Genomic DNA, 25,455 nt, shown 5'->3' with positions numbered 1-25,455 from the left:
TACCGTTTTTGAATTATTATCAATCGGAGACGAACACCCATGGGGAGTAAGTCTATTCAGGCTCAATCACTTCCATAACACAAACTGGAGATCAACTAATGAAACCTTATATTCCTATCCTGCTCGGTACCTATAGAAAGGGGCGGCAGAGCCTCAAGGTAGCCGAGTGGATTCTTGCACGCATGCAAGATCGCGATCGACTCAAAACAGAGCTCATTGACCTAGAGACCTATCAACTTCCGATCATGGAAGAGCGATACGATCCTCACATGGAAAAACCTCCCTCCAATCTGCAACAGTTTTGCGATCGGCTCAGTCAGGCTGATGGGGTGTTGATTGTGGCACCGGAATATAAAGGCAGCTATCCCGGTATTCTCAAAAATGCTCTGGATTACATACCGGCTCAGGCATGGAAACACAAACCTGTTGGCATCTGTACAGTATCCGCAGGCCAATTTGGTGGGATCAATTGTCTCGCTCAATTACGCCTCCTCAGTCTGGCTTTGGGGGGCTTACCGATCCCCGAGCCATTCCCCATTGCTCAAGTCCGCGAGATGTTTGATGAGCAGGGACAGGTGCGCGATGTAAAGCTCAATGCACAACTCGATGGTTTTATCAATTCACTGCTTTGGTATACCGAGGCTTTGGTCAACAAACGACAGATGGAGACAGCTCGTTAGGGATTGGCTCCAGTGGTTGAGGTTCTGACGGGGTGACAACCCCGTCAGCTTGAGGTCTCTGCGATCAGGCAGGCAGCTCTACGGTGAGCTTTGTTTCATCAGGGAGCTCATCCTCTAGTTGCCGCAGACGAGGGTACTGATAAACACAGAGGGTTGCTATGACAAGCAACCCCCCCATGACTATATCTAAAAGAGCCATGCCACGACCTGAACCGAGCCCAATCGTCTGAACAATGGTGTTTGCAAACAACCCATCTGAGGTCATCAAGGGTTCAAACACAAGCTCATCCAAAGGACCAGCTATGGCATACCCCACGGTTATACCAGCAGTAGCAAGTGGCTCCTGTAGACTAAATACGCGACCTTGGACATCAGGTGCAACTTTTTTCTGGAAAATTACTTGTACCAAGCCTGTGATAATGGGAAACATCATACACAAGAAAAAATTAGCGGTGGTAAATAGATAGATGGAGGGGCGTAATCCTGACACTAGGATAAACAGCCCAGCAGCTACCATACATCTAAATAGGGTTTTGATGTGCTGTCCTTGGGATTTCCAAATCCCCATCAACAAGCTTCCAACCACTAGACCACAACTACTGATAGAGAGCGCAGTTCCCAATCCCGTTGGCGATGTCAGCGTCAAAATCAGAGGAGTTGATAATACACTAAAGGCTCCGATCGCAACGTTGCTGGCAGCTAAGAAAATCATCAGTCCTAAAAGTCCAGGTCTCGTGATTAAGTACTGCCAACCATAGCCCACTGCCTCGAAAAAGGGTTGAGGTTGAGTGAGTTCTCCATCATCGCGAACTTCAGGGAATCGCAGGAGAAAAAGGGGCACAAGCGCAACAAGTAAAGTGGCAAAGTCAATCAGAATAATGCCTTCAAGCTGGATCGCTTCCAGAAGGATCCCGGCCACAAAAGGCGCAATGATTTTAGTGACAGCGCCTCCCAATCTTGTCAGACCGCTGGCGCGGATCAACTGGTCTTTTGGAACAAGCAAGGTTGTCGCAGACAGATAAGCCGTAGATTGAAATGCCTCAAAGCAGGAACTGAGGGCAGTAAGGCCATAAAGAGTCCAGATTGAAAGATGATCCGTAGCAAATAGCCAAGCAACAGTCAGGGTACATAGCCCTACACAGGAGTCTGCAAGGATCATCGTCCAACGTCGGCTCCAACGGTCAACGAAGACCCCCGTCACTGGAGAGAGTAGTAGGCCGGGCACGCTGCTACACAGAACGAGTAACCCAAAGCCGGTGACCGATCCTGTTTCTTGATAGAGCCAGAGGTTGAGACCAAACGTCGTTAGGCGAGAGCCAATCAGGGAGACAAATTGACCGATCCAAACCAAGAAAAACACTCTAATTTCGTTAAAGGAACGATAGAACTCTAGCACCTATGTCGAGCCTCCAAGGTTAGCAAATAGTTAACATTTTAGAGGATAACTAGAATTGTGAGTCTATCCAGAGGGTAAAAAAAGCACAACATGTCTGGTAACATAACTGATAAAAATAAAAAACTATAGTATGCTTGCAAAAGTCGTAAATTTTTTACCCCACCCCAGCCCTCCCCTTACTAAGGTCCGGGAGTAAGAAATTCACAAATGATTTAGGATCGCTGTATAGCATGCTTGCAGTATCTCCAAGGAAATCCGCCTAAGCTAGTTGTCTCAGGACAGTTGTTTGGGATTACTGCTCGTGTGAAACAGGAAGAAAACGCTAAAGCTAATTATTGTCTGCCTTGTCAGGATTTGTAAGGTTTTGGGGAAGCTTTTCAGAGTGGAAAAGATATTCAAAAGAAGACAACTGAGGAGTAATGATGGTGTTGCTATCGTTGCATTGTCCGGGAATTTTCTGTATTGTGTCGCGTAAATGTATCAGAACAAACCCATGTCTGGACTAATGTCGAGAAGAGTTGTTGCAAGCAGCGGAGAATCGACCCAAGAGTTTGAGGAGCAACAGGTTCATACAGTAGCCATTGTGGGACTGGGACCGAAGGGGTTCTATTGCCTTGAAAGGCTGTTGGCCCAGTTCAATGCTCGCCCTTTGAACACTCCTCTTCGTATTCATGTTTTTAATCGTTCCCCTCATTTTGGGGCTAGCCCTATTTACGATCCGGATCAGCCTGAATACATCAAGGCTAACATTAACGCTGCGGCGATTGATTTGTGGGATGCACCCGATCCGCCGATCGTAGCCGGGAGAGGAGCCAACTTTGTGAACTGGTACCATGAGACGGTTCAGCCACCTCAGCCGTTGACCGGGGAAGAGTATCTCTCCAGGAGCGTTATAGGCCGCTATCTCATGGAGGGATTTCGTCATCTCCTCAAACAGGTTCCCTTGAATGTAACTGTTTTCTGTCATGTGGCAGAGGTAGTTGATATTCGACCCCAACAACAGGGATATGAACTAGAGTTTGTGACCCAGAAGGGATATAGGGAAACTATTAAAGCTGACAAGATCCTGCTTGCTACTGGTCATTCTTCCCTCACAGCGGGCTATGAGGAAAAGCGCTATCACGACTTTACTCAACAGCATCCCAGCGCAACATTCATCCCCTTTGTGTATCCCGTAGTAGAGGTTATGGACCGGGTTTCAGCAGGTGCCAAAGTCGCGATGAAGGGCATGGGATTGACGTTTATCGATGCGGTTCTCGAATTAACTGAAGGTCGCGGTGGTCGTTTTGAGCGCTCAACGGACGGGACACTGTCTTACATAGCCTGTGGCAAAGAACCCCGATCGATCTTCCCCTTTTGTCGTAGTGGTCTGCCGATGGTGCCTAAAGTTGATAGGGTGATTGATTTACCACCGCTCACTTTTTTGACTGACAGTGCGTTGGCTAACCTGAGGCGGCAGGCACCTGGGGGCAAACTTGACCTGGAGAGGGATGTATGGCCTCTTGTGGAGTTGGAGATGCAGCTTTGCTACTACCGAGTGGAGATGAAGACTGATGAGGATCGAGACCGACTGGTAGCTTGCGGGAATGATGCGGAGGCGGTACGCCAGGTCATTGAAGACTACCTGCTGGCCCATCCGGATCGGGCTCGATTTGACTATTGGCAGGTGCTCGATCCAATTGGTGACCGTCATTTTGCAACTGGAGAAGAGTTAACCGACTTTATCGGACGCTACATGGAGCAAGAAATTGCCCGCGCTTACCGAGGCCCCACACAGTGCGGTATCCGGGCTGCTATGGATATTTGGTATGGAGTCCGCAAAACCCTAGGTTCAGTTCTACAGTTTGGGGGGCTCACCCCGGAGTCACACAAGAAGCTAGTAGAGTATTACTTCCCCAGGTTCAAACGAGTTTCCTTGGGTCCTCCCATTCTTAATATTGAAAAGCTCCTGGCCCTCCTCAAGGCTGGATTTTTGGATTGTTCAGTGGCACGTAGCCCTCGCTTACGGCTCGATGAGGTGAATGAGTGTTTTGAACTTCTGTGTGATGAAATTCCCAAAGTTGTGGTGCAAGTTGATACTCTGATTGATGCTCGGTATCCAGATATAGATATCTCGCGAGATGTAACTCCTCTCTACCAGAATCTTTTCCAACGCGGCACGATCGGGCTTTACGAAAATAAGTCGATTCTCCCAAATCAGCAAGGGTATTACTCGGGCGCGATCGATATGACTGAGCAGACCCAATTTGTTGTCAATAAAGAGGGGGTTAGCAACGAAGATATTGCCGTGATTGGCATTCCAACTGAGGGAAACTCAGTCGGTAACTTTGCTATGCTGCGGGATAGCTACTCAGGGATCTGGGCTGTAGAGGCGATCGAGCAGTTACGATGCCGAGAGCAATCCTGGTTGACTCAAAAGATGGAGAATGTCCTGTAGCAGTTGCATAGCAAATGTTGACAGAGTTTTCAGGCTGTCTTATAATCCCCATCACGTCTTGTTAGTCAAATCTATTAGTAGGTTTTTCAATGGTTGCCAATCCCCCTAAAAATATGCCCCGCATTTTCGCACACATGTTCTATGATGACGTGGGTGCTGCTATTGACTGGCTGGTTGAAGCGTTTGGCTTTGTAGTTCGTATCAGAATGACTGATGATGAGGATGGCATGGTTTTCCACGGTCAACTGGAAGTTGAGGATAGCCTCGTCGCGCTAGGGCTTGCTGCCGAGCACGAAGGCTGCGAAAGCCCTCGCTCACTGAACGGTCAAATCACCCAACGACTCTTCATTTATGTGGATGATGTCGATGCACATGCTGAGCGTGCCCGCAAGGCAGGAGCCAAAATCCTCTACGAACCCACTACCAGCTTCTATGGCGATCGTGTTTATGAGTGCGTAGATCTAGAGGGTCACCATTGGAAGTTTGCTCAGCACGTTCAAGATGTAGATTGGACAACCTTGAATCGTCCCCCTCAGATCCAAGAAAAAATGAGAGCGGTTCGGTCAAAACCAGTTGGTGATGTATAGACAATTTCTCTGCGTCCCCGCGTCCCCGTGTCAGTCTCAACCAACTATTTATGACCACACCCAAATGAAAGTGTCAGGACTTATGGAAATGTCACGGCGATCGCCAGCCCGTCTTACGCCAAGGTCATAGCGAACGGTGGGCGTTTTAGTTGTTGAATCAGGTAATTTGAGAGTAAGCCATACTTAATTTGATAAACAGTTTTGCCTGTAGAATATCTTTCTATAAAAATTTTTACCCTACTATAGGATGAGCAAGCTGCTAGCATAATAAGATATAATTTAATTTTACTGAAAAAACATACACAATTGCTATGTGGAACTCAATTTTTGTCAAAGTCATCCTGGTTGTTGTCTTGAGTGTGTTCCTCGCTCAATTTAGTGTTAGTAGTGCTTTAGCGCACAATGCACCCGATATTGACCGAGAACTCACAGGTAATAGACCCCTTCCTGAACTCCCAGATTTGTCACGTTCCGAAATCCCAGATTCGTTCGCCCCTGAAGTCTTACCTAATTCGCCCGCCCCCAAAGTCTTACCTAATTCGCCCGCCGAAGCAAGCCAGAAGGGGGTTGAGGATTTATCTACTCTGTTCTTCAGGACACGCTCTCAAGCTCATAGAGGATACGATCTTGAAAAGATCCAAGAGTTCGATGATGAAGTATATGGGGATGACTAATATGGGCGAAGAAGCCAACTGAGTTTAGACTATCCCTCTTGTGTCAATCTCGGAAAAACAATAGCCGAAATTCTTTGACTGCAAGGATATTCTTCTGAGATTGACAAAGGCCGGTATTTATTTTCCTCTGCTTAGCGTAACAGAAGAAGTTTATAGCAGCCCTCAATGATTCGCGAACAAGGAGATTCAGAAACTGCTGTCCTTTCTAGATATGCCTCTTCTGTCACTCTCCGAAAACTTTTGCCATTTCCGAATTCTAGAACTTTTGTCTGCGAAGCGAGCGCCAGATTTTTTATAATAACAAATACAACGAGCAAGTTTTTGTAATAGGATAGCTTGCATTAGTCAAAAATCTCTACCCCATAGCGAAAGGGGAAAGTTAATAGAACTTTCCCTTTTTGTGCAAGAAACCTAATCATACCAAATCCGGATGGTAAACCCCTTTAATCCTTCTGGTAATGGGTAATGGGTAATGAAAATTCCAAACCAATTACCAGTTAAGCTGTCGTGCATTTAAATTACATATTGTCTGTTCCCCGTGAACCGTTCCCTGTTCCCTTTCACCAAATCCTCACACCCTATTTAAATGCACAACAGCTTATACCAATTGGGTTGGCATTTGACACCAATGGAACAAGTTAGTTTGTCGGGGCGGGTTTTACCTCAGTACGAGAAGAAAGTAAAAAAGTCTCTGTCTACAAGAACCCATGTATATCCACATTGTGGATTCATTAAACCTCTCCAACAAAGAATTTACAGACGCGAAATTTCGCGTCTCTACAATAGTTCTATGTAATGCACCTTTAATTTCTCGAGAGGTCTATTGAAGATAGAGACATAAATGCTACCATCAATATCCTGAACTTAGCACCGTGTACCGTGGGGTACACTCCGAACTAACGCTTGGGGAGATTTGCCCTACGCAAGGGATTGGAGCAATCCTATCGTCTAACGGCGAGTCCGTGCACCAATAATTTCCGCGTCTTTAGGCCGGAGAGTGTCAACTACCTGGATCGGGTACATGCATGTTGGCACATGATGATGGGAATGGGGGCGTTAGCTCAATTGAGTATTCCTTATAAATTGGGTCTTTGGGCACAAAACCTGGTGGCAGGTTCTGCGCTGGTGCGGCAAGTGGGCTTGTAGGTTGTTCCTTACCTGTTGGATCGAACACTGCAAAGCTAGTCATCATATCGCAGTCTTCGTGATCCAAGTTATGGCAGTGCATCATGTATTGACCTACATGAGGTCCAAACTCACCAACAATGTCTATGGCTTCCTTAGGTCTGAGGTAGAAGACATCTTTCCAAGAGTCCTTTTCATAGACAGGGAGAGCAAGTTCCTGATGGGTGTTAAGATCAGTACGGCGGACGATCTGAAAGTCGAGTAAATGAATATGAACAGGATGAATTGGTTGGGGTAGAGGGTTGATTAAACGCCACTTCTGCCAAGTCTTTAATCCTGCATAGGCTTGAATGGAGTCCGGATCCCACACCTCGCCGTTGATCGATCCGGCTCGATCGTCAGGCGAACAACCAGCTTTGCCAACGAAATCAAAAATAAATTCCTCGTCTGCGCCATGGTTTGGAGAAGCTACTTCGGCGTTCACAGGTCGATAAGGGCGTAGTTGCAAGGGAAGCGAACTGTTATCCTCCACTTCTTGAGCAACCTCAAAGAAGATGAGCGGCGTATCACCTTTTCCGTCAACTCTATCCACCAGCGCTATCCTACTGCCGATTTGGCGGCGGCTAAAGTCGATAATAATTTCATAGCGATCTGCCATCACAAATGCTAACTTTTCCGTTGGTACTGCAGTGTTTCTCAGTCCACTATCAGTGCCAATTACAATGATGGATTCATCTACGGGTTGGGTGCTTTGGTCATAGGAGACCAGTACAAGGTTGTAAATTTGATTGGCTGTTGAATTTAATAACCGGAAGCGGTACTTATGAGTGTCCACCTTCAACAGAGGTTCGTAAACACCATTGATTAAAGTAGGAGGGGTATAAGTACGAGGAGGAGGGCATTTGGGTTGCTCAGGAGGGGTTGGGATTTCCTGGCCTTGTATCCAGGTGAAAGGGGGAGTCTGAAAGATTAGCGGTGCATCGTATTTACCCTGAGGTAGATTGAGATCGTACTCTGTCTGATCTTGCAGAATCCACATACCTGCCAGCCCCATTCCCACATTACGCATAGTTCTGGCAGCTTGATGGTCGTGATACCAAAATGTAGCAGCGCGGTTGTTGGGATATATATAGGTCTTGAACTGCTCTGGCCGAATAAAGTCTTCAGCAAAGCCATCGTACTCGGGTAAGGAAGGCATGCCGTGATTATGTATTACTGCTTTAATCTCTTCCAGCTGTTCTCCTTCAGCGAAAGGGCACCCCTGCCAACCAATGTTGGTTTTGCCTAACTTATTCACGAAACTAACCTTTACTTGCCGACACGTTCTTTTCTTGATTGTAGGACCAGGGAACATACCATTGTAGCCCCAAAACTCATATTCATTGGGGTCGTTTGCGAATCTTCCCTTTTCCTTCCTCATAACAATTTCATAGTAATCAAATTCGTCATCAGAATTGTAAGGCTGAAGAACCTTTGGAAAGGTTAGGGGGGTTGTAAAGGATGCCCAAGGAGTAGTTGTAGCAGATGTAGCGCTAGCTGATGTAACGTCAGCTAAAGCTTTATTGGGAAATTGTAGGGGTAGTAGGAGCGCTCCACTCGCGGTCAACCCGTATTGAATGAGTTCTCGTCTAGTTAGGCTCATATTCTAATTATCTCCAGATACTTTCTACTTCCAAATAATGATGACTGTGACGCTGGCTCTCCCGCACTTAGGAGTCGTATAAGAATAAGCCCTTCGTGCGCGAATCTCAAGCTTGTGTCCCTAGTCGCTAGTCACTAACTCACGGACTAAAGATAGGATTACTTTCCCTAGGTTTAAAGTGGCGGCCTTATTTTTTTTGGACGACCCCTTAGACTGGAAAACTCCTGTTTCGTTGATAGCTTCCTGAAAAATTTTAGATTAAAGTCGTTTCTGGTAAGGCTTACCCAAAAATCAGATTGGCTTACCTCTGCCAAAAACGGGAGAGCTAGGACGCTTTGTCATACAGAATTCATTATCCAAAAAATGGATTCTATTTCTATAACTAGCAATAAAACTTCACAGTTTCTGGATATTCCCGTCAAATAAGCTATCCTAAGATACAGTTTGTGACTGAAGCATATGTCGGTTTTCAGCACAAGAGTGAAGTTCTAAAAGTTTTTATTACTTTACAAACTTTTTCCTACTTTTTCTACTTTTCCCGAAGTACGATGAAGCCTATAATCAAGCCGAACAAGAAATTTTTAAATTGCGGTTAAAAAAGTTAATTTTTTTGAGGCAATTTCTTATGAAGGGAGAAGATGAAGCTGCTAGACTAATGAGAATGTTCTTGAACTCGACAAATAACTGCCAAATAGGTATGCCCATGAGTCTTAGAGTAACGCTAGGTTTAGCGATCGGTGTAATTCTCTGTCTGCAGAGCTGTGCCGAACAACCAAAATCTGGATTGAAGCAGCAAAAGTTGATTATTACCGGAGCCAGTACGATCGCCCCTTTGGTTTCAGAGCTGGGTAAACGGTTTGAAAAACAGCATCCCGGTACTCGCATTGATGTCCATACAGGCGGTTCGGCGCGGGGGTTGACAGATGCACGTCAAGGATTGGCCGACATCGGTATGGTTTCGGAGGCTCTAACTGAAGAAGAGCAAAAAGGGATGCAGGTCTTTCTCATTGGTCGTGATGGGATTAGCATAATTGTTCATGCAGACAACCCCTTAGATAAAATTGTCAGCAAACAGGTTGTTGCTGTCTATACTGGGAAAACCAAGAATTGGAAAGACTTAGGCGGTAAAGATGCTCCTATAACGCTCGTACACAAGGCAGAGGGACGTTCTACACTGACGCTATTTTTGCACTATTTTGGGATTGACAATAAAGCGGTTAAAGCTGATGTTGTCGTTGGGGATGACCAGCAGGGGATTAAAACAGTGGCTGGAAATCCGAACACGATCGGCTATGTTTCTATTGGTTCTACAGAACAAAGCATTCAGCAGGGTGTAAAGGTGAAACTTCTCACTCTCGATGGTGTTAAAGCAACAAGTGCTGCTGTTGCGGATAACAGTTTCCCCTGGCAGCGATCGCTCAACTTAGTGACAAAGGGACAACCTACAGAATTGACCAAGCAATTCATCGATTTTGTTCAGGCTCAGGAAAACTATGACATCTTCCGCAAAGAAAACTTCGTTCCCGCAAAACGTTGATCGGTTACTTATCTGGATCCTGCGGGGTATTGCAGCGATTGTAGGAACAATTGTCCTGTTTATTATCGGATTCTTGGTTCTGGAGTCGGTGCCGGTGTTCCGGAAAGTAGGTGTACTTCCATTCTTGAGGAACACTTCTTGGAATCCCATGGAAGGAGTCTACAGTCTCACACCGATGCTGATCGGTACGCTGCTAGTTGTAGCGGGTGCGGTTCTACTAGCTGCTCCTATAGGGATTTTGTCAGCTTTGTTTTGCCACTACTACGCCCCCAAACCGGTTGCCAATCTGTATCGACGATTGCTGGAGATCATGTCAGGAATTCCCGGTGTTGTCTACGGTTTTTGGGGATTAGTGGTACTGGTTCCGCTGATTAATCGCTTACACCCGCCAGGAACCAGCTTGCTAGCTGGTATTTTGTTGCTAGCGCTCCTCATTACACCCACAATTGCCTTAATTGCTGATGCCAGTTTAGCTGCAGTACCTCAAGAGTATTTGCAAGGTGCAGTGGCTCTTTCATTATCTCGCTGGGGAACCATCAGGGAGATTGTTCTACCTGCTGCGCGATCGGGATTGTTCACAAGTATCATCCTGGGAACGGGTCGGGCGATCGGAGAAACCATCATCGTTTTGATGGTTTGTGGCAACATTGTTCAGATTCCTAGCAGTGTATTCGAGCCGATTCGGACTCTACCTGCAAACATTGCTCTAGAAATGGATTTTGCTTTGGGAGATCACCGCTCGGCTTTGTTTGTTAGCGGCCTGCTGTTGATGGGGGTAAACCTTGTTTTAGTGCTACTGGCAGAGGCGATCCCACAAGAGGAAATTTATCACAACTAGGTTTTGAGAATCTTGCATCTGAATTCACAGTTAAGAAAGATGTTTTAGCCAAATGTCAAGACACAATATCCCTCCAACTCAGAACAATCCAGCAGGCGTCGCCCTCCGTCCGGCGACAACAAAATCTGACCTCATGGCACTAAGCCAAAAGATTGCCTATGCAGACATCCTACTTAGTTTGCTTGTTTGGGCAGTGGCAATTTCTGTCACCGCAGTTTTCCTCTGGATCTCAGTTGATATTGTTTGGCATGGTGCCGGACAGTTGTCGTGGGAATTCCTGACGAAAGAACCCGAAGAGGCCGGTCGCCAAGGTGGCATTGCCTCAATTCTAGTTTCGACAGGGCTGCTTTTAAGCGTTTGCTTGGGAGTTGCCGTACCCCTAGGATTGGGGACAGCGATATTGTTGGCTGAATTTACTGCATTGAATAACTGGTTTGGACGGTTGGTGCGGCGCAGTTTAGATATGCTAGCCAGTGTTCCATCTATTGTTTTCGGTTTATTCGGTAATGCCTTTTTCTGTGTGACGCTGGGACTTGGATTTTCGATTCTTTCGGGAGGCTTAACCCTGGCTTGCATGGTGCTGCCCATTCTGATCCGTTCTGTAGAAGAAGGGCTGCGGTCTGTTCCCCATGAATACCGCTTGGGAGCTGCCTCTCTAGGACTCTCACGCACCACAACCCTCGTCAACCTGTTATTGCCCGCAGCATTTCCTAGTTTAGCTGCTGGGTTGATTTTGGGTATCGGACGGGCGATCGCTGAAACGGCGGCTCTGATGTATACGAGTGGTTACGTTGAGCGGATGCCAGAGTCCCTGCTGGATTCTGGTCGTACTCTATCCCTGCACATATACAGCTTATCGATGAATGTTTCTGGTGGAGATAGCAGTGCTTATGCCTCAGTTGTGGTCTTGATGATTCTACTATTAGTGACTAATGGCGCTGCTATTTGGATAGGAGAGCACTGGCTTCATAGTAGGATTCAAAATTGATATCTGCTTGCACCAAGTCTTGGGACTTCGATCGCGACTCGCTTATGGATATGCCTTCATCAGAAACAGAATACATTTCTTCTCCTTCTGAAAATGATTTGCCTTTACCTTGCCTGTACACTGAGCGGTTGAGCCTATACTACAACTCTAACCTTGCCCTGCAAGACGTGACGCTCTCCATTCCCAAAGGTTCTATTACTGCGCTTATTGGGCCTTCTGGATGTGGCAAGACTAGCTTTTTGTCTTGCCTCAATCGCTTGACTGACTTGATTCCCAACTGTAAAATATGCGGTCAAGTCCGGCTGGAGGACTTAGATATTCTCCATCCTAAAACCGATACAGTTGCCCTTCGCCGTCGGGTGGGCACCATCTTCCAAAAACCCAATCCTTTCCCCCTCTCAATTTGGAAAAATATCGCTTTTCCACTAAGGGAGCATGGAGTCAAAGATCGCCAGAGAATCGATGAAATTGTTGAACAGGTTCTGGTAGATGTAGGTTTGTGGGATGAAGTCAAAGACCGGCTGAAGTCTCCGGCACTTCGCCTTTCTGGCGGTCAAAAACAGCGCCTCTGTATTGCTAGAACCCTAGCATTGCAGCCAGAGATTCTGTTAATGGACGAACCTTGCAGCGCTCTCGACCCTATCACCACGCATATTGTGGAAGACCTAATTGTAAATTTGCGAGGAAAATACACAATTTTAATTGTTACCCACAACCTGGCTCAGGCTCGACGAATTGCTGATTATGTCGCTCTGTTCTGGGTCAAAGATGGTAGCGGCAGACTGATTGAAGCGGGTTCGGTTAAACAAATCTTTGAAAATCCTCAGCAACCTACTACAGAAGCCTATATCAGCGGTAGTCGAGGGTAGCAAGGGTTCCCAGTTTCCGAAAAAGCAAGTTATATCATGTCCGGTAAATTAGTTATAATTTGTCATTGCGAGGGTCACTCCGTGAAGCGAAGCGATCGCCACCATCTGAGATTGCGACAGGATCGTGAACAATGAGAAGTGATTAGCCGAACATGATATATCACGGGAATTTGTGTACAAATTGATGGGGGATTTGTTAAGAGTTTGTTTTGTTTAGGGAATAGAGGAGTAAATCAAGAGGGTGGTCATGGAGAAATCAAGTCAAAAAAAACTTTCAATTCCTATCCTTTTAGGAAGCTGTAGAATTGGTAGGGAGAGTTTAAAGGTAGGTAAATTTATTTTATAAAAACTGGTTGCCAACAATCAGATTGAAACTGAACTAATTGACCTGGGTAAGTATAATCTGCCTAGGTTAGAGGAGCGATTACAGGACAATTCAAATCTACCCTTTAATTTAAGCTGTTGTGCATTTAAATAGGGTATAATAGAAACTTAATTTATTCAACTTTTCTAAAAAATCCAGCCAAAAATTATCTCACTCTCCAACAAATAGAGAAACTACAGAAAGCTTTAAAAGAGGAAGAACACGGAGATATTAGAGAAAGAATTCTGATTTTATTATTACTCAAGGATGGGAAAACACAAGCTAAAATTGCTGAAATTTTGGGCTGTTCATTAAATAAAGTGTCCTATTGGTGCGTTCATGCAGACCCAGACAATTTAGCAAGTCTAAGAGACGAGAGGATGAAGGGCAACCATAAGAAAGCCACAGATGAATATAGCCTTTCTCAGTAACATGAGGTGCTCTGGCGGGCATAGGCCTCCGTGGCCTCCGTGGGCATAGGCATAGGACTCGCCCCCATACCTCACCACGCTTGAGAACTGCTATATAGCAATCCTAAATGATTTTCTATATCTAGAGCAATCCTAAATGATTTTCTATGTGTAAGTATATTGACGTATTTTGGGGAAATCAAATTTATGTTCGTTAGTAAAAAACTCAAACAAAGATTTGACAATCTTAAAAGACCTACATAAATACCAATACTTTCTTAAAAAGTTTTTAGCTGGTAACCAAATATCTTCAACGGGATTCTGTTGGGGAGCATTGGGAGGAAATAAAATACAATTAATTGACCAATTATCAGGTTCTTTGTCACCATTTAGTTCTAATAAAAAGTCTTTAAATTCTCCATATTTATGATAACTAGCTCCCTCCCAAATCAAGATAATCTTTCGAGTTTTATATTTATTTTGTAAGTATTTTATGAATTTAACTGTTGATTTTCCATCACCAGATGGATGGCTCTGAACATGGAATTCTTTGCTTTGATAATTGAGTGCGCCCAAATAAGTTTGTCTATCTTTTTTATTGGTAATTGGGACTTCAATTCTGATTTGGGATTGACCCCAAACATAACCAGTCAAATCACCATGAAGTAGATGACATTCATCTAAAAACAATACTATTATTTCCCCATATTCTATACCAGCCTTGTTTTTAAATAAAATATCGTTAATTTCTTCCGGATTTTTTTTTACCAGTTCTTTATCAAATTTAGGATTGGTTTTTTGAGTTTTTTTCCAACTAATTTTCGCCCGCTCGAAAAGTTCATAGTAACTCTGTTTTGATTTATATATCACACCAAATTCTCGCTCTAAATAAGTAACCAGCTCATCTAAATTCCTAGATTGTTTATTCTTTAACCACTCGATTACTTCAGTATTTTGTCGAGCTGTTAAATACCCTTTTGACCCTTTATGTTCTAGTTTAATTCCGGCGATGCCTTTGGTTTTAAATTGCTTTTTCGAATAACCAATAAAAAAATTACTTACACCTAAAACTTTGCTAATTTCATGGTAGATATTACCTGAGAGCGCCATCCTTACAGCTATTGCTCGCTTGAGTTCTCTGGCATCGATATCGCTTTTAATGAAAGATTCTCTCACAAGCTATTTCTTTTTCCTTATCTTTTTGTGGCAGTTGTAAGTTATTCATTTTTTTATTGTCACAATCAAGTATTGCATATAATTGTATCATAGTCTTGATAATGATTTAGGATTGCTATATATAGCCTTTCTCAGTAAGATGAGGTGCTCATAGGGCATAGGGCATAGGCCTCCGTGGGCATAGGGCATAGGCCTGGTGTGGGCATCAGTTGCGAGCGGTGTGTACCTCTTTTTATTGAGAACCGCTATATAAATTCTAAACCATTATAAATCTCTTCTTTAAGTGGCATATCTTGGATATTTCCACAAATAGAGCAAGTTTTTTAACTTGGATAAAACCTGCTAAGTAGTCGGACATAAATAAACAGTGTTGTGTAAAGAAAGATTAAGGGAAAGACTGAAGGGGCGATCGCACCCGTGCGCGCGGGCTGATTGCGATCGCTTTTGATTTCTTTTGAGGGATGCGGAGGGCGATCGCATTCTGGCGAACCAACAGACTGCGGAGTGATGCCTCATAGCTGATTGCAGCCATTATTGAGACTTGTTGCAAGATGTCAATGTCGATCGGCAGTTCTTAACTTGTGGTTAGCTGATTACTCGTTCATATTCTTGTATGTAGCAACTGCCGAAGGCGAACTCCGGTTTAAATACCGGAATATCCAATACTTAAATACCGTATCCAAAATAACTGGAAACGTCGCAATGAACAAAAATATGAACTGCCTATTTTCTGGTAGTCCCAAATGCCTCGATACACCTTCGAGAATTACTTCCCAACCGTGAGGCGAGTGGAATCCGACAAACACATCCGTAAACAAAATAATTACGAAAGCTTTAGCACTGTCGCTGAGGCCGTAAATCACGTCGTCCATGAAAGACTTTAAAATCTCAATCTCTTTCTTGTTAGTGATGATAATCGCGGCAAAGGCAATGCAGGAAATCAAATCGGCAAAAATATTTTTAATAGCTCCACCACTTTCCGTGCGGTATTCCTCTGCTAGCTCAACTGCTTTCTCGGCAATCTTCTTTTCCGTTTCCTCTACAGAAAGCGACGGAGCCCTGCCTATTAACTTTTCAAATTTGAGGTGCTGCTCAAATCTCTCTAGTTCTTGGAAGGCTTCTTCTTCTAGGTTAATATTTAGGAAGACTGGAGCATTTTGCTTGGCTCTAACATAGTCTACTACGGGTCCTACTATAAAATTTTTGGAAAGTTGATTTGTCAACAGCGGAACTAAAATCAAAAGCAAAATAAATCTCAGAGAAATGACTGTTTTTACTTTGGAGTTGCGGAAATTCTTAACTACTTCTTTTTCCGCTTCCGGGTCTAACTCTTTAGTAATTCGATTCAAAGTTCCCAAAAGCGAGCGAGGCAATAAATTGACCTCTTCCGAGTAAATGTCAACCTCGCCCTCGTGAATTTTAACAGAATTAGCTGAACCTTTATTTGCGTCAGGTTGAGAGCTGCTATTTGTAGATTTTACCTGCTGATTTACTGAACTGACAACGGGAATAATTGCAGTCGCTCTACTATTATTAATATACTTGTCGGTGACTCCATCAATAAACTCTAGCTTCTCGAATATAAGGGATGCTCGCTCTTTATTGTCGAGATGTAATCCGTGCTGGTGACGATCCGCGCTGTGTCCCGCCTTCGGTTTTGCCCCCACTCGATCCGGCAGTTCCAAAAAAAAACGGCTAGCATTAAACTCAACCATTCGGGTTTGGATGACCTTGAGGTATTTTTGCAGTTCGGATTTAAAGTAAGACAGGGTGCTGTGTCCGTAATCTCCCGATCGAGCGGAGATTTGTTGGCCGCCAAAATGCTCGTCTTCGATCGCCTTAATTGCTAAGGCAGCATCATAAGCCTGTTCTAGGGCCCTGTGAGGCGTTTCTCGATACCATTGGTGAGCGCTGTAGAGATATTTTAGAATCCTGTGCCAGAGAGAAGTATTCATAGCTAAAGCTGGTTAGTTGGCTGTAGACATTAGTGAGTGAACTACCCAACGCCAAGCTTACGCTATGGCGTGGGCTTCTGACTTCACGGGGGATTGCGTCAGCTTAGACTTTCGCCCTTGCTTCGGACTCACCTCCCCTCCATCAGCAGCAGTCCTGGTTCCCAAGACCGATAGCATTCTGATTCCTTCTGCTCTGATATTTATTGAAGCATTGCCATCTCTATCGTGATGAGTACAGCAACTAGGGCAAGTCCATGTCCTAATATCTAATGGCATTTCACTCACCTGATAGTGGCAATTGGAGCAGAGTTTCGAGCTAGGGAACCATCGGTCAATCTCTACCAACACTTTACCTTCGCGGTCTAGCTTGTAATGCAAGAAATTGACAAAAATTCCCCAACCTACATCATCCATTGCTAAGGCAAGTTTGTGATTGCGAACCATGCCCTTAACATGAAGGTTTTCCACTACGATGACTTGATTATCGTCAACAAGCTTTCTCGACAGCTTATGCAAGTAGTCTTGACGGACATTGCTAACTCGTTCGTGAACCCTAGCTACTAATTTTCTGGCTCGATCTCTTGACTTGCTTCCTTTCTCCTTTCTGGCTAGTTTTTGTTGTTTTCTTTTGAGGTTGCGCTCATGTTTTGCTAAATGCTTAGGATTGGGATATTTAGAGGTTTTAATGCCATCATTGACGATGGCAAAATCCTTAATCCCCAAGTCAATTCCAGCGACTTTTCCGTCAGTGCTAGGTGCTGGATTGTCCCCTTCAGACTCCATCAATACAGAAGCATAATACTTCCCTGATGGAGTCATGCTAACGGTTACAGTCTTGATTTTCCCTTCAATCGGTCGATGAAGTTTAGCCTTGACGATACCTACACGCCCGGGAAACTTGAGGCAACTATCAACAATTTTGACTGATTGGGGATACTGGATTGATTGCCTATTCTTCTTGGCTTTGAATCTAGGGTATTTAGCCCTACCCTCAAAGAAGTTTTTATAGGCAGTCACCAAATTGAGCGTAGTAGCCTGCAAAACCTGAGAGTAGCATTCAGAGAGCCATTCAGTTTCTTTCTCTTTTTTGAGATGAGGTAAAAACTTGTTCAATGCCACCTGAGTCAAGCCTTTGCCCGTTGCTTTGTAGGTTTCAATGCACAAGTTGAGTGCATGATTCCACCACCAGCGAGAGCATCCAAAGTGCTGAGATAGTATCTCTTGTTGTTCAGTTGTTGGATACAGTCTGACTTTGACGGCTTGATGCTGCATTGTTTTTACCTCCTCTTATCATTATATGCACTTTCTGATAAGAACATTCCAGAGAGGCTGAAAATTTTACGCCTGATTGACCGGATAAAATTTGCTTGGGGGATGTCCATGTATCCCGGCGCTCAATCACAGATTACAGCGCGGGACTTATAGCCTCCCCCAAGCCCCCACCATTAGTTAAAGTATTCATGGTATGGTAACAAATTTACATAAATTGGGAACCGATGTCTCAGATTCAATTTGGATTGTCGGATCCGCCCGCAGTGGCAAAACCGCTCGTTTAGTCGAGCAGTTCTGCATTTGGAGCCAAACTGTCAAGCCTGTCCCATCAAATGTTTCAGACGGCTGGCGTTCCGGGCGGCGCCGGGCTGGACAAACTGCCCCAGCAATTTTAGTCTTAGCAGCTAATGGGGACAACCGGCTAGAATTAGCCGATCGCATCGCCGTCGCTACCGAAGGAAAATATACCTTTCACTCGACAACACCCTTCGGTTTTTTTGAGCAGGAAGTATTGCTATTTTGGCCGCTGCTAGTTCAGTCGCTGGATTTGAGGGCTCAATTTCCCCTGCGGCTGCAACCTGAAACAGAACTGGAACTTGCCGCCAGACTCTGGCGTCGCGAACTAGACGAAGGCATTTTGCAACAAACAGGGGTAAGTCCAAACCGAATGGTGCGTCGAACACTAGACTTATTACAACTTGCTGCTGTCAGCGGTACGCCGAGAGAAGAGATTCCCAGCATTCTGGAACAGGGATTTGCTGGTGACGGCGGCTCGAACAACCTGTGGACTAGCATGGGAGAGTTGCTGGAAAGGTGGCGGGAATGGTGCTTGACGCGGGGGCTGCTGACTTACGGGATTGTTTGCGAACTCTACTGGCGCTATTTGTTGCAGGATGGCACTTACCAGCAGCATTTGGCCTCTAGATACCAAGCTGCGATCGCAGACGATGTTGACGATTATCCGGCTATCTGCGGCCATTTGTTCGATCGAATGCTCGACTTCGGTGCGGCGGGGGCGTTCTCCTACAATCGGGATGGAGGAGTGCGTTTGGGCTTGGGGGCTGACACGGAATACCTAGCGCGACTCGAGGGCCGCTGTCAAACGGTGGAAAATTTGGACGCAAAAGCCGGTTTAGCCCCAGAGATTGGGGATTTAGCGGTAAGTTTAGCCGTTAATTCTGAGGGTTTTTATCCTTTAGGCTTGAGTTTGCCGGGTAAAGTTCGATCGCTCCAAACCACTTCCCGGGCTCAATTGCTGCGAGAAACCGCCGAAATTATCGTGGATGCGGTGAAGTCAAAAGCCGCCCAAGCGCAGGAAATCGCTGTAATTGCTCCCGGGATGGATGCGATCGCGCGTTACAGTTTAACGGAAATTCTCGCCCAGCGTCGGATCGCGGCCACCTCCCTCAACGATCAGCGTCCCCTATCGAGTACCCCAGAGATTCGAGCTTTGCTGACTTTGTTAGCGTTAGTTTATCCGGGACTCGGCCGTTTAGTCGATCGAGACGGCGCAGCCGAAATGCTGGTAGTGTTGGGTAGCCAGAAACACCGTTCATTGGAAACAGAAGATTCTAACCCCACGTTCAATCTAAAATCTCAAATCCCCAATCAAAAATCGATCGACCAAGTGAGAGCAGGTTTAATCGCCGATCACTGTTTTTGCCCAGATATCGATCGACCTCAATTGCTGGCAATTACTGCCTTTCCCAGGTGGGACAGACTGGGACACCGAGCCGCCGCGGCCTACGAGCAGATTGTGGAGTGGATCGAACAACAGCGGTCGCAACAGCAGGAGCGGCTGTTGCCGAGTCCAATTGCCCTGCTCGATCGAGCGATCCAGAAATTTCTCATGAACGACAGATACCTGCCTTACGATCGGCTATCCGCCCTGCGCGAGTTAATGGAAACCGCCGGTCACTACTGGGAAATACAGGGGCGCCTGCAGCGCGTAGAACCAACAAACGGCGGTGACTCAGAAACGATCGCCCACTTCATCCAGTTGTTGCGCCAAGGAACCGTCACCGCCAACCCGTTTCCAGTCCGTTCAGAAGGCCCAGAAGCCCAAGCCGTCACCCTCGCCAACATCTTCCAGTACCGCAGCAGCCGCCGCGCCCACAAATGGCACTTTTGGCTGGATGCCGGCTCGCCCCTGTGGCTGAGTGGCGGTGCGGCGACATTGTTTGGTGCTCCCTTATTTTTGCGATCGCAACAGGGGAATCCCTGGCAAACCGAAGAGGAAACGGCTGCCGACCAACAGCGGCTGCGGCGAATTCTGCTAGATTTGTTAAGTCGCTGTTCCCTGCTTTACCTTTGCCACAGCGAACTAGCCGTCAACGGACAAGAGCAAACCGGGCCGCTTCTGCCCCTCATTCACAGCTCTGTTGCTTGTCAGCAGTCAGCTTAAGGAATTTGCCTCTTATGTATTTGGCAAACGGCCGGAGGAAAGAAAAAAATATCTATCCAAAGATTTTTCTTTTTCCCCTTCTGGATAAATACCCCGGGCTGACTTGAAGCCCGGCTTCTACCTTCGCTCGAAATGGGGCGATATTAAAGTATACCCAAACTAGGCATCAAAACGTGCAATCATTAATATTTTGAGATCGAAAGATGCCCAGGTTAAAAAATATCTGTAGCCGTTGCAGTTTTGATTTAGTATGCTAGAAATGATCGGGATTATTAATCAATTTTAAGCCAGATTTGTGGCAACAAACTGATACTAATCAGTTCTTAAAGTTAATCAGTATCGTCGTTTAAAGGAGCCAAAATAATGCCAAGTGCAGTGCCATCAATACCAATAACACCACCAACACCAACACCGGCTCCAACACCAACGCCGACTCCAACTCCGACGCCGACGCCGACGCCAACACCAACTCCGACTCCGACGCCAACACCAACTCCCACTCCCTCCGGGGACGACACATTTGGCGGCATAGACGACACATTGGGCGGAGGCGGTACCTCGCCCGGAATCATCGGCGGCGTAGTCCGCGGCGGAGATACCAACGACTCCTTAGTTGGCAGTCCCGGGCCCGACGTGATTTCCGGGCTGCAAGGCAACGACACCCTGCAAGGAGCCGGCGGCGATGATTTAGTATTTGGCAACGACGATGACGACGTGCTGTTCGGCAATGAGGGCAACGACGTTCTCGACGGCGCTTCAGGACTCGATACCCTGTACGGAGGCAAAGGCAACGACTGCGTGGACGGGGGAAATAACCCCGACCTGCTGTACGGCAATGACGCCAACGACACGGTAATCGGAGGCGAAGGCAGAGACACGGCTTACGGCGGAAAAGGCAGCGACAGCTTGCGCGGGGGCTCTGGCGACGATAGCTTTTTGGGCGATAGAGGCAACGACATCCTGTGGGGCGACCAAGGTAACGATTCGCTCTTCGGTGGCGACGGCGAAGACTTGCTATTTGGCAACGAAGGAGGCGACTGGGCCTACGGAAACGCCGGCGGGGACACAATTTTTGCCGGCGACGGTGGCGACATCGTATTCGGCGGCGACGGCGACGACATCGTGGACGGCGGTGCTGGCAATGACGTTCTTTGGGGCGAAGCAGGCAAAGACATAATAGCAGGAGGCGAAGGCGGAGATGTCTTCGTCATCGGTGCATTCAGTTCCCCCAGCGGCAGCAGCAGCAACGGCACTAACCCAGCATTTGTCACTACAGGCGGCCCCGACATCGCCGATGCCGACATTTTTACAGACTTTCGCCCAGGCGAAGATTCGATCGGGTTAAGTGGCGACCTCAAGTTTGAAGATTTGGTAATCTTCCAAAGCACCGACACCAAAGCCGGCAGCACGATTATTCGCAACGGCGTCAGCGGCGACTTTTTAGCAGTATTGCCCGGAGTGGACAGCAGAACCCTAGGGCGAAGCTCATTTGTAATTGCCCCCACAGTTCCCGGCAGCGCAACCCCCCTCCCCCTGCCGACGCCGAGTCCGACGCCGACACCGACGCCGACACCGACGCCGACACCGACGGCGAGTCCGACACCGACACCGACGCCGACACCGACAGACACTCCGACACCGACGCCGACACCAAGTCCGGCGCCGGTGTTCCCCACGCCGACAGAGAGTCCGAGTCCGACGCCGACACCAAGTCCGACGCCGACACCAAGTCCCACGCCCTTCCCCAACCAGGCTCCAAGAGCAGTTAACGACAATTTCACCACGGTTGCGGGTCAAGAACTCAGTCTCAACGTTGTGTTCAACGACACTGACCCGGAAAAAGACCCTCTGACTGTCACGACTTTTACTCCAACAGGCAAGGGGAGCCTGATTCCCGTGGGCGGCGGCCTATTCAAATACACCCCGAATCCGGGCTTCTCCGGTACTGACAGCTTCAGCTACTCGATCTCAGACACCGGCGGCGGCACAAGTCAGGCGGTAGTAACCATCAGCGTCAGCAGCCCGCCGCAGCTAGTAATTAACGACGGTGTGGTGGTTGCCAAAAGCGATCCTACCCAGACAATCACCGCCGCGGATTTGTTAGTCACAGATCCCGACAACGCCCCGTCGGAAATCGTTTACACGATTACCAAAGCCCCCGACGCTAACAGAGGTTTTGTCCAAAGGGGCACCACCTTTCTCAACGTCGGCAGCAAATTCACCCAAGACGATATCAACAACAACATCGTCAAATACAACTTGCTGGCAGGAGGCGGCAGCGACAGTTTCACGTTTACAGCCTCCGACGGGTCTGCAACTATCGGGCCGGCATCCTTCAGCATCACGGTGGTAGATAATATTGTCGATCGCAGGGCACTCCCGGCGAGCACATTTACAGGCAGCAATCTCAGCGACTTCATCATCGGCGGGGCAGGCAACGATACCCTCTCTGGGGCCGACGGCAACGACATCATCGACGGCAGGGGCGGTAACGACCTCGAATTCGGTGACGCAGGCAACGACTCGGTGCTCGGTTTTGAAGGCAACGACACCCTCGACGGCGGACTGGGCAACGACACCCTCGACGGCGAAGACGGCATAGACTCGCTCATCGGCGGACTGGGCAACGACCTGATGTTCGGCGGCAATGACAATGACATCCTTTTGGCGGGTGACAACAACGATACCGTTGACGGCGGAACAGGCAATGACTCGATATTGGGAGAATCCGGTGACGAGTCGATACTTGGAGGAACCGGCAGCGACACCTTACTTGGTGACATTGGCGACGACACCCTCGATGGCGGTGCAGGCGACGACATCCTCGACGGCGGACTGGGCAGAGACTTGCTCGACGGCGGTATCAATAACGATTCCCTCTCCGGCGGCGACAACGATGACACGGGTTTGGGTGGACAAGGCAACGACACGGCACTCGGAGGTCTGGGCAACGACTACGTGTTGGGCGAGGCCGGCAGCGACTCCCTGTTGGGCGAAGCGGGCGACGACACTCTCGACGGCGGTGCCGGCAGCGACTGTCTCAGCGGCGCCTTCGGCAATGACTTGGTGTTGGGCGGCGATGACAACGACTCGCTTTCCGGCGGTGCGGGCAATGACATTTTGGGTGGCGGGGTCGGTTCTGACTTGGTCACGGGCGATGCTGGCGATGATTTCTTCTTCTACGAAACTCCCAGCGAAGGCGTGGACGTGATTGCTGACTTTAACGCTACCGGCAGTGAGACCGATCGATTCTTGTTCAGGTCGTCAAATTTCGCGGGTTTAACCAACTCAGGAACTACTCTCGATTTCACCAGTTTTATCGTCAGGAATATCGGGTCTGGCGGCGACAACATCACTAAGCAAGAAGTCATTTTGTTTGAATCTAAATTTGATGACGCTCAAGCAGTAAATGCAGTGTTGAAGAATCAAAACGGTTCGAGCCAAACGGGAGCTTTCTTCGTGTACCTCAACAATACTTTTAACAAGTACGTTCTCGGCTTCGACCCGAATGTGGCAGATGACAGTCTCCCAGCTTTCGATTTGGCAGTGTTGAATTCTATTCCTACAGTGCCCGGAGCGCTCAGCACCGTCATTAATGCATCTGACTTTAAGTTTATTTAGTAGTTTTTGAGTAGCGTCGCAAGGAGGCCCAACAATGCCCAGTGCAGTACCAAGTGTTTTTCCCCAACCGACACCGACGCCGATGACGGAACCGACGCCGTCCCCGGAACCGTCGCCGTCCCCGGAACCGTCGCCGTCCCCGGAACCGTCGCCGTCCCCGGGGACGGAACCCTCGCCGATGACGGGGACGGAACCCTCGCCGATGACGGGGACGGAACCCTCGCCGATGACGGGGACGGGCACGGACATTACGATCACGCCGGTGCCGCGGCCACCTTTGACAGTTCCCACGCCTCCCCCAGAGCCACTTTTTGTCGATGGCTTAGTTGTCGTAAATGATGGGAATAACTATTATTTAATCGGCAGCTTGTTCAATGACACTATTTCCGGGGGCGGCGGCGACGACACGCTTCTGAGTCGGGACGGGGACGATAGAGTCAAGGGCGATGACGGTAACGATTCTCTCAACGGCGGCGCTGGTAAAGATATTGTTGAGGGCGGGCGCGGCAATGACACGGCGCGGGGCGGCAAAGGCGATGACTTGGTTTCTGGGGACGAAGGGGAGGACGTAGCTTTTGGCGACCAGGGCAATGATATTGTCTTGGGTTCTGAAGGCAACGACTCGCTGTACGGCGGTAAAGGCAATGACTGTCTGCGCGGAGGTGGCGAGGACGACCTGATTTTTGGCGACAAGGGCAGTGACAATCTTTTTGGCGACACGGGTAATGACTGCCTGATCGGCGCTGCCGGCAATGATATTTTGTTGGGCTCCGAGGGCGGGGATGTCATCAGCGGCGGTGTTGGTAACGATACTGGTGACGGCGGCGAGGGTGATGACCTGATCTTCGGGGGTGACGGCAATGATTGTTTGTCTGGGGGGCCAGGGGATGATATTCTTTCGGGCGATCGCGGGGCTGATACTCTCAGAGGAGGCGAGGGCTCGGATATCTTTGTTCTCGGTAGGGTGGGCACGTCGACTGCTGCCAACGGGTTTCTCACTACTGGCGGCCGCGAAATCGGCGATGCTGATGTAATTACAGATTTTAATGCGGGAGATTCGATCGGTCTGGCTGGAGGTCTGAACTTTACAGATTTAGAAATTGTCCAGGGCCAAGGCTCGAATTCTAGCAACACGATTATTAGGGACAAGCAAACTGGTGAATTTTTGGCGGTGTTGATTGATGTTCGATCGAACTCGCTAGATGAATCTAGGTTCACTACAGCTCAAATACCGCGCGTAAACGACAATCCTTTCACCATTGAGGGGACAACTCCTTCTCCGGCACCATCACCCGGGACAACTCCTTCTCCGGCACCATCACCCGGGACAACTCCTTCTCCGTCACCATCACCCGGGACAACTCCTTCTCCGTCACCATCACCCGGGACAACTCCTTCTCCGTCACCATCACCCGGGACAACTCCTTCTCCGTCACCATCACCCGGGACAACTCCTTCTCCGTCACCATCACCCGGGACA

The 25,455-nt window shown here is 47.7% G+C and carries 16 protein-coding genes and 2 pseudogenes; 12 read left to right on the top strand and 6 right to left on the bottom strand.

Translation table 11 applies throughout. The annotated features are described in order from the left end of the window. Window positions 1-98 precede the first annotated feature (98 nt). A complete protein-coding gene (locus QUB61_RS17625) occupies window positions 99-680 on the top strand; it encodes an NADPH-dependent FMN reductase (RefSeq protein ID WP_333124137.1) in 582 nt (193 codons plus the stop codon). A 64-nt stretch (window positions 681-744) separates the two neighbouring features. Here QUB61_RS17625 and QUB61_RS17620 read toward each other — a convergent pair whose 3' ends face one another. Further along, window positions 745-2,076: an MFS transporter gene (locus QUB61_RS17620; protein ID WP_333124136.1), complete on the bottom strand. Its 1,332-nt coding sequence runs from the start codon at window positions 2,074-2,076 to the stop codon at window positions 745-747. A 493-nt stretch (window positions 2,077-2,569) separates the two neighbouring features. On the opposite strand from QUB61_RS17620, the gene QUB61_RS17615 reads away from it, so the two are divergent. From QUB61_RS17615 to QUB61_RS17605, 3 genes are all read left to right on the top strand, one after another. Continuing rightward, window positions 2,570-4,513 carry an FAD/NAD(P)-binding protein gene (locus QUB61_RS17615; RefSeq protein WP_333124134.1) on the top strand — a complete coding sequence of 648 codons (1,944 nt, stop codon included), beginning with the start codon at window positions 2,570-2,572 and terminating at the stop codon, window positions 4,511-4,513. Window positions 4,514-4,602: 89 nt separating this feature from the next. Then, window positions 4,603-5,100, top strand: a complete 498-nt coding sequence (locus QUB61_RS17610; protein WP_333124132.1) for a VOC family protein — start codon at window positions 4,603-4,605, stop codon at window positions 5,098-5,100. 311 nt (window positions 5,101-5,411) lie between these two features. Further along, complete coding sequence (locus tag QUB61_RS17605; protein WP_333124129.1) at window positions 5,412-5,774, top strand: hypothetical protein; 363 nt, start codon at window positions 5,412-5,414, stop codon at window positions 5,772-5,774. Window positions 5,775-6,774: 1,000 nt separating this feature from the next. Here the strand turns inward: QUB61_RS17605 and QUB61_RS17600 are convergent. Then, the gene (locus tag QUB61_RS17600) at window positions 6,775-8,541 is read right to left on the bottom strand and encodes a multicopper oxidase family protein (protein ID WP_333124126.1); all 1,767 of its coding nucleotides are present in this window, start codon (window positions 8,539-8,541) and stop codon (window positions 6,775-6,777) included. Window positions 8,542-9,166: 625 nt separating this feature from the next. Between QUB61_RS17600 and QUB61_RS17595 the strand changes: the two genes are divergently transcribed. The 5 genes and pseudogenes from QUB61_RS17595 to QUB61_RS17575 all read left to right on the top strand — a co-directional run. Continuing rightward, on the top strand, window positions 9,167-10,078 hold the full coding sequence (locus QUB61_RS17595) for a phosphate ABC transporter substrate-binding protein (RefSeq protein WP_333124124.1): 912 nt from the start codon (window positions 9,167-9,169) through the stop codon (window positions 10,076-10,078). Next, a complete protein-coding gene (pstC, locus tag QUB61_RS17590) occupies window positions 10,035-10,916 on the top strand; it encodes a phosphate ABC transporter permease subunit PstC (protein ID WP_333124120.1) in 882 nt (293 codons plus the stop codon). Before QUB61_RS17595 ends, pstC begins: the two co-directional genes overlap by 44 nt. Window positions 10,917-10,968: 52 nt before the next feature. Further along, window positions 10,969-11,904, top strand: a complete 936-nt coding sequence (pstA, locus tag QUB61_RS17585; RefSeq protein WP_333124118.1) for a phosphate ABC transporter permease PstA — start codon at window positions 10,969-10,971, stop codon at window positions 11,902-11,904. Then, window positions 11,901-12,773, top strand: coding sequence for a phosphate ABC transporter ATP-binding protein PstB (pstB, locus tag QUB61_RS17580; protein ID WP_333124115.1), 873 nt, complete (start codon window positions 11,901-11,903; stop codon window positions 12,771-12,773). Before pstA ends, pstB begins: the two co-directional genes overlap by 4 nt. Window positions 12,774-13,268: 495 nt before the next feature. After that, window positions 13,269-13,553, top strand: a pseudogene (locus tag QUB61_RS17575) (helix-turn-helix domain-containing protein); the annotation flags it as partial. A 159-nt stretch (window positions 13,554-13,712) separates the two neighbouring features. Here QUB61_RS17575 and QUB61_RS17570 read toward each other — a convergent pair. The 4 genes from QUB61_RS17570 to QUB61_RS17555 all read right to left on the bottom strand — a co-directional run bounded on the left by QUB61_RS17570 (window position 13,713) and on the right by QUB61_RS17555 (window position 17,950). Further along, a complete protein-coding gene (locus tag QUB61_RS17570; protein WP_333124112.1) occupies window positions 13,713-14,723 on the bottom strand; it encodes an IS630 family transposase in 1,011 nt (336 codons plus the stop codon). A gap of 385 nt (window positions 14,724-15,108) precedes the next feature. Next, window positions 15,109-15,255 carry a hypothetical protein gene (locus QUB61_RS17565; protein WP_333124109.1) on the bottom strand — a complete coding sequence of 49 codons (147 nt, stop codon included), beginning with the start codon at window positions 15,253-15,255 and terminating at the stop codon, window positions 15,109-15,111. A 61-nt stretch (window positions 15,256-15,316) separates the two neighbouring features. Then, on the bottom strand, window positions 15,317-16,678 hold the full coding sequence (locus QUB61_RS17560; RefSeq protein ID WP_333124107.1) for a proton extrusion protein PcxA: 1,362 nt from the start codon (window positions 16,676-16,678) through the stop codon (window positions 15,317-15,319). 57 nt (window positions 16,679-16,735) lie between these two features. Further along, window positions 16,736-17,950, bottom strand: coding sequence for an RNA-guided endonuclease TnpB family protein (locus tag QUB61_RS17555; RefSeq protein ID WP_333124106.1), 1,215 nt, complete (start codon window positions 17,948-17,950; stop codon window positions 16,736-16,738). A gap of 193 nt (window positions 17,951-18,143) precedes the next feature. On the opposite strand from QUB61_RS17555, the gene QUB61_RS17550 reads away from it, so the two are divergent. The 3 genes and pseudogenes from QUB61_RS17550 to QUB61_RS17540 form a co-directional block, all read left to right on the top strand. Beyond that, complete coding sequence (locus tag QUB61_RS17550) at window positions 18,144-20,354, top strand: recombinase family protein (protein WP_333124104.1); 2,211 nt, start codon at window positions 18,144-18,146, stop codon at window positions 20,352-20,354. Window positions 20,355-20,717: 363 nt separating this feature from the next. Then, entirely contained in the window at window positions 20,718-23,975 is a 3,258-nt protein-coding gene (locus tag QUB61_RS17545) for an Ig-like domain-containing protein (protein ID WP_333124102.1), read from the top strand. Window positions 23,976-24,009: 34 nt separating this feature from the next. Beyond that, window positions 24,010-25,455 (top strand): annotated as a pseudogene (locus QUB61_RS17540) (calcium-binding protein); the annotation flags it as partial.

The sequence above is a fragment of the Microcoleus sp. C2D2 genome (assembly GCF_036702495.1).
Taxonomy (GTDB): Bacteria; Cyanobacteriota; Cyanobacteriia; order Cyanobacteriales; family Microcoleaceae; genus Microcoleus.
This window is presented reverse-complemented; position numbering and strand designations above follow the sequence as displayed.

Coding starts and splice junctions, on each gene's coding strand:
- QUB61_RS17595 (WP_333124124.1), top strand. CDS start 9,167: ATGAAGGGAGAAGATGAAGCTGCTAGACTAATGAGAATGTTCTTGAAC.
- QUB61_RS17605 (WP_333124129.1), top strand. CDS start 5,412: ATGTGGAACTCAATTTTTGTCAAAGTCATCCTGGTTGTTGTCTTGAGT.
- QUB61_RS17565 (WP_333124109.1), bottom strand. CDS start 15,255: ATGGCTGCAATCAGCTATGAGGCATCACTCCGCAGTCTGTTGGTTCGC.
- QUB61_RS17560 (WP_333124107.1), bottom strand. CDS start 16,678: ATGAATACTTCTCTCTGGCACAGGATTCTAAAATATCTCTACAGCGCT.
- QUB61_RS17610 (WP_333124132.1), top strand. CDS start 4,603: ATGGTTGCCAATCCCCCTAAAAATATGCCCCGCATTTTCGCACACATG.
- pstC (WP_333124120.1), top strand. CDS start 10,035: ATGACATCTTCCGCAAAGAAAACTTCGTTCCCGCAAAACGTTGATCGG.
- QUB61_RS17615 (WP_333124134.1), top strand. CDS start 2,570: ATGTCTGGACTAATGTCGAGAAGAGTTGTTGCAAGCAGCGGAGAATCG.
- QUB61_RS17550 (WP_333124104.1), top strand. CDS start 18,144: ATGGTAACAAATTTACATAAATTGGGAACCGATGTCTCAGATTCAATT.
- pstA (WP_333124118.1), top strand. CDS start 10,969: ATGTCAAGACACAATATCCCTCCAACTCAGAACAATCCAGCAGGCGTC.
- QUB61_RS17625 (WP_333124137.1), top strand. CDS start 99: ATGAAACCTTATATTCCTATCCTGCTCGGTACCTATAGAAAGGGGCGG.
- QUB61_RS17555 (WP_333124106.1), bottom strand. CDS start 17,950: ATGCAGCATCAAGCCGTCAAAGTCAGACTGTATCCAACAACTGAACAA.
- QUB61_RS17545 (WP_333124102.1), top strand. CDS start 20,718: ATGCCAAGTGCAGTGCCATCAATACCAATAACACCACCAACACCAACA.
- QUB61_RS17600 (WP_333124126.1), bottom strand. CDS start 8,541: ATGAGCCTAACTAGACGAGAACTCATTCAATACGGGTTGACCGCGAGT.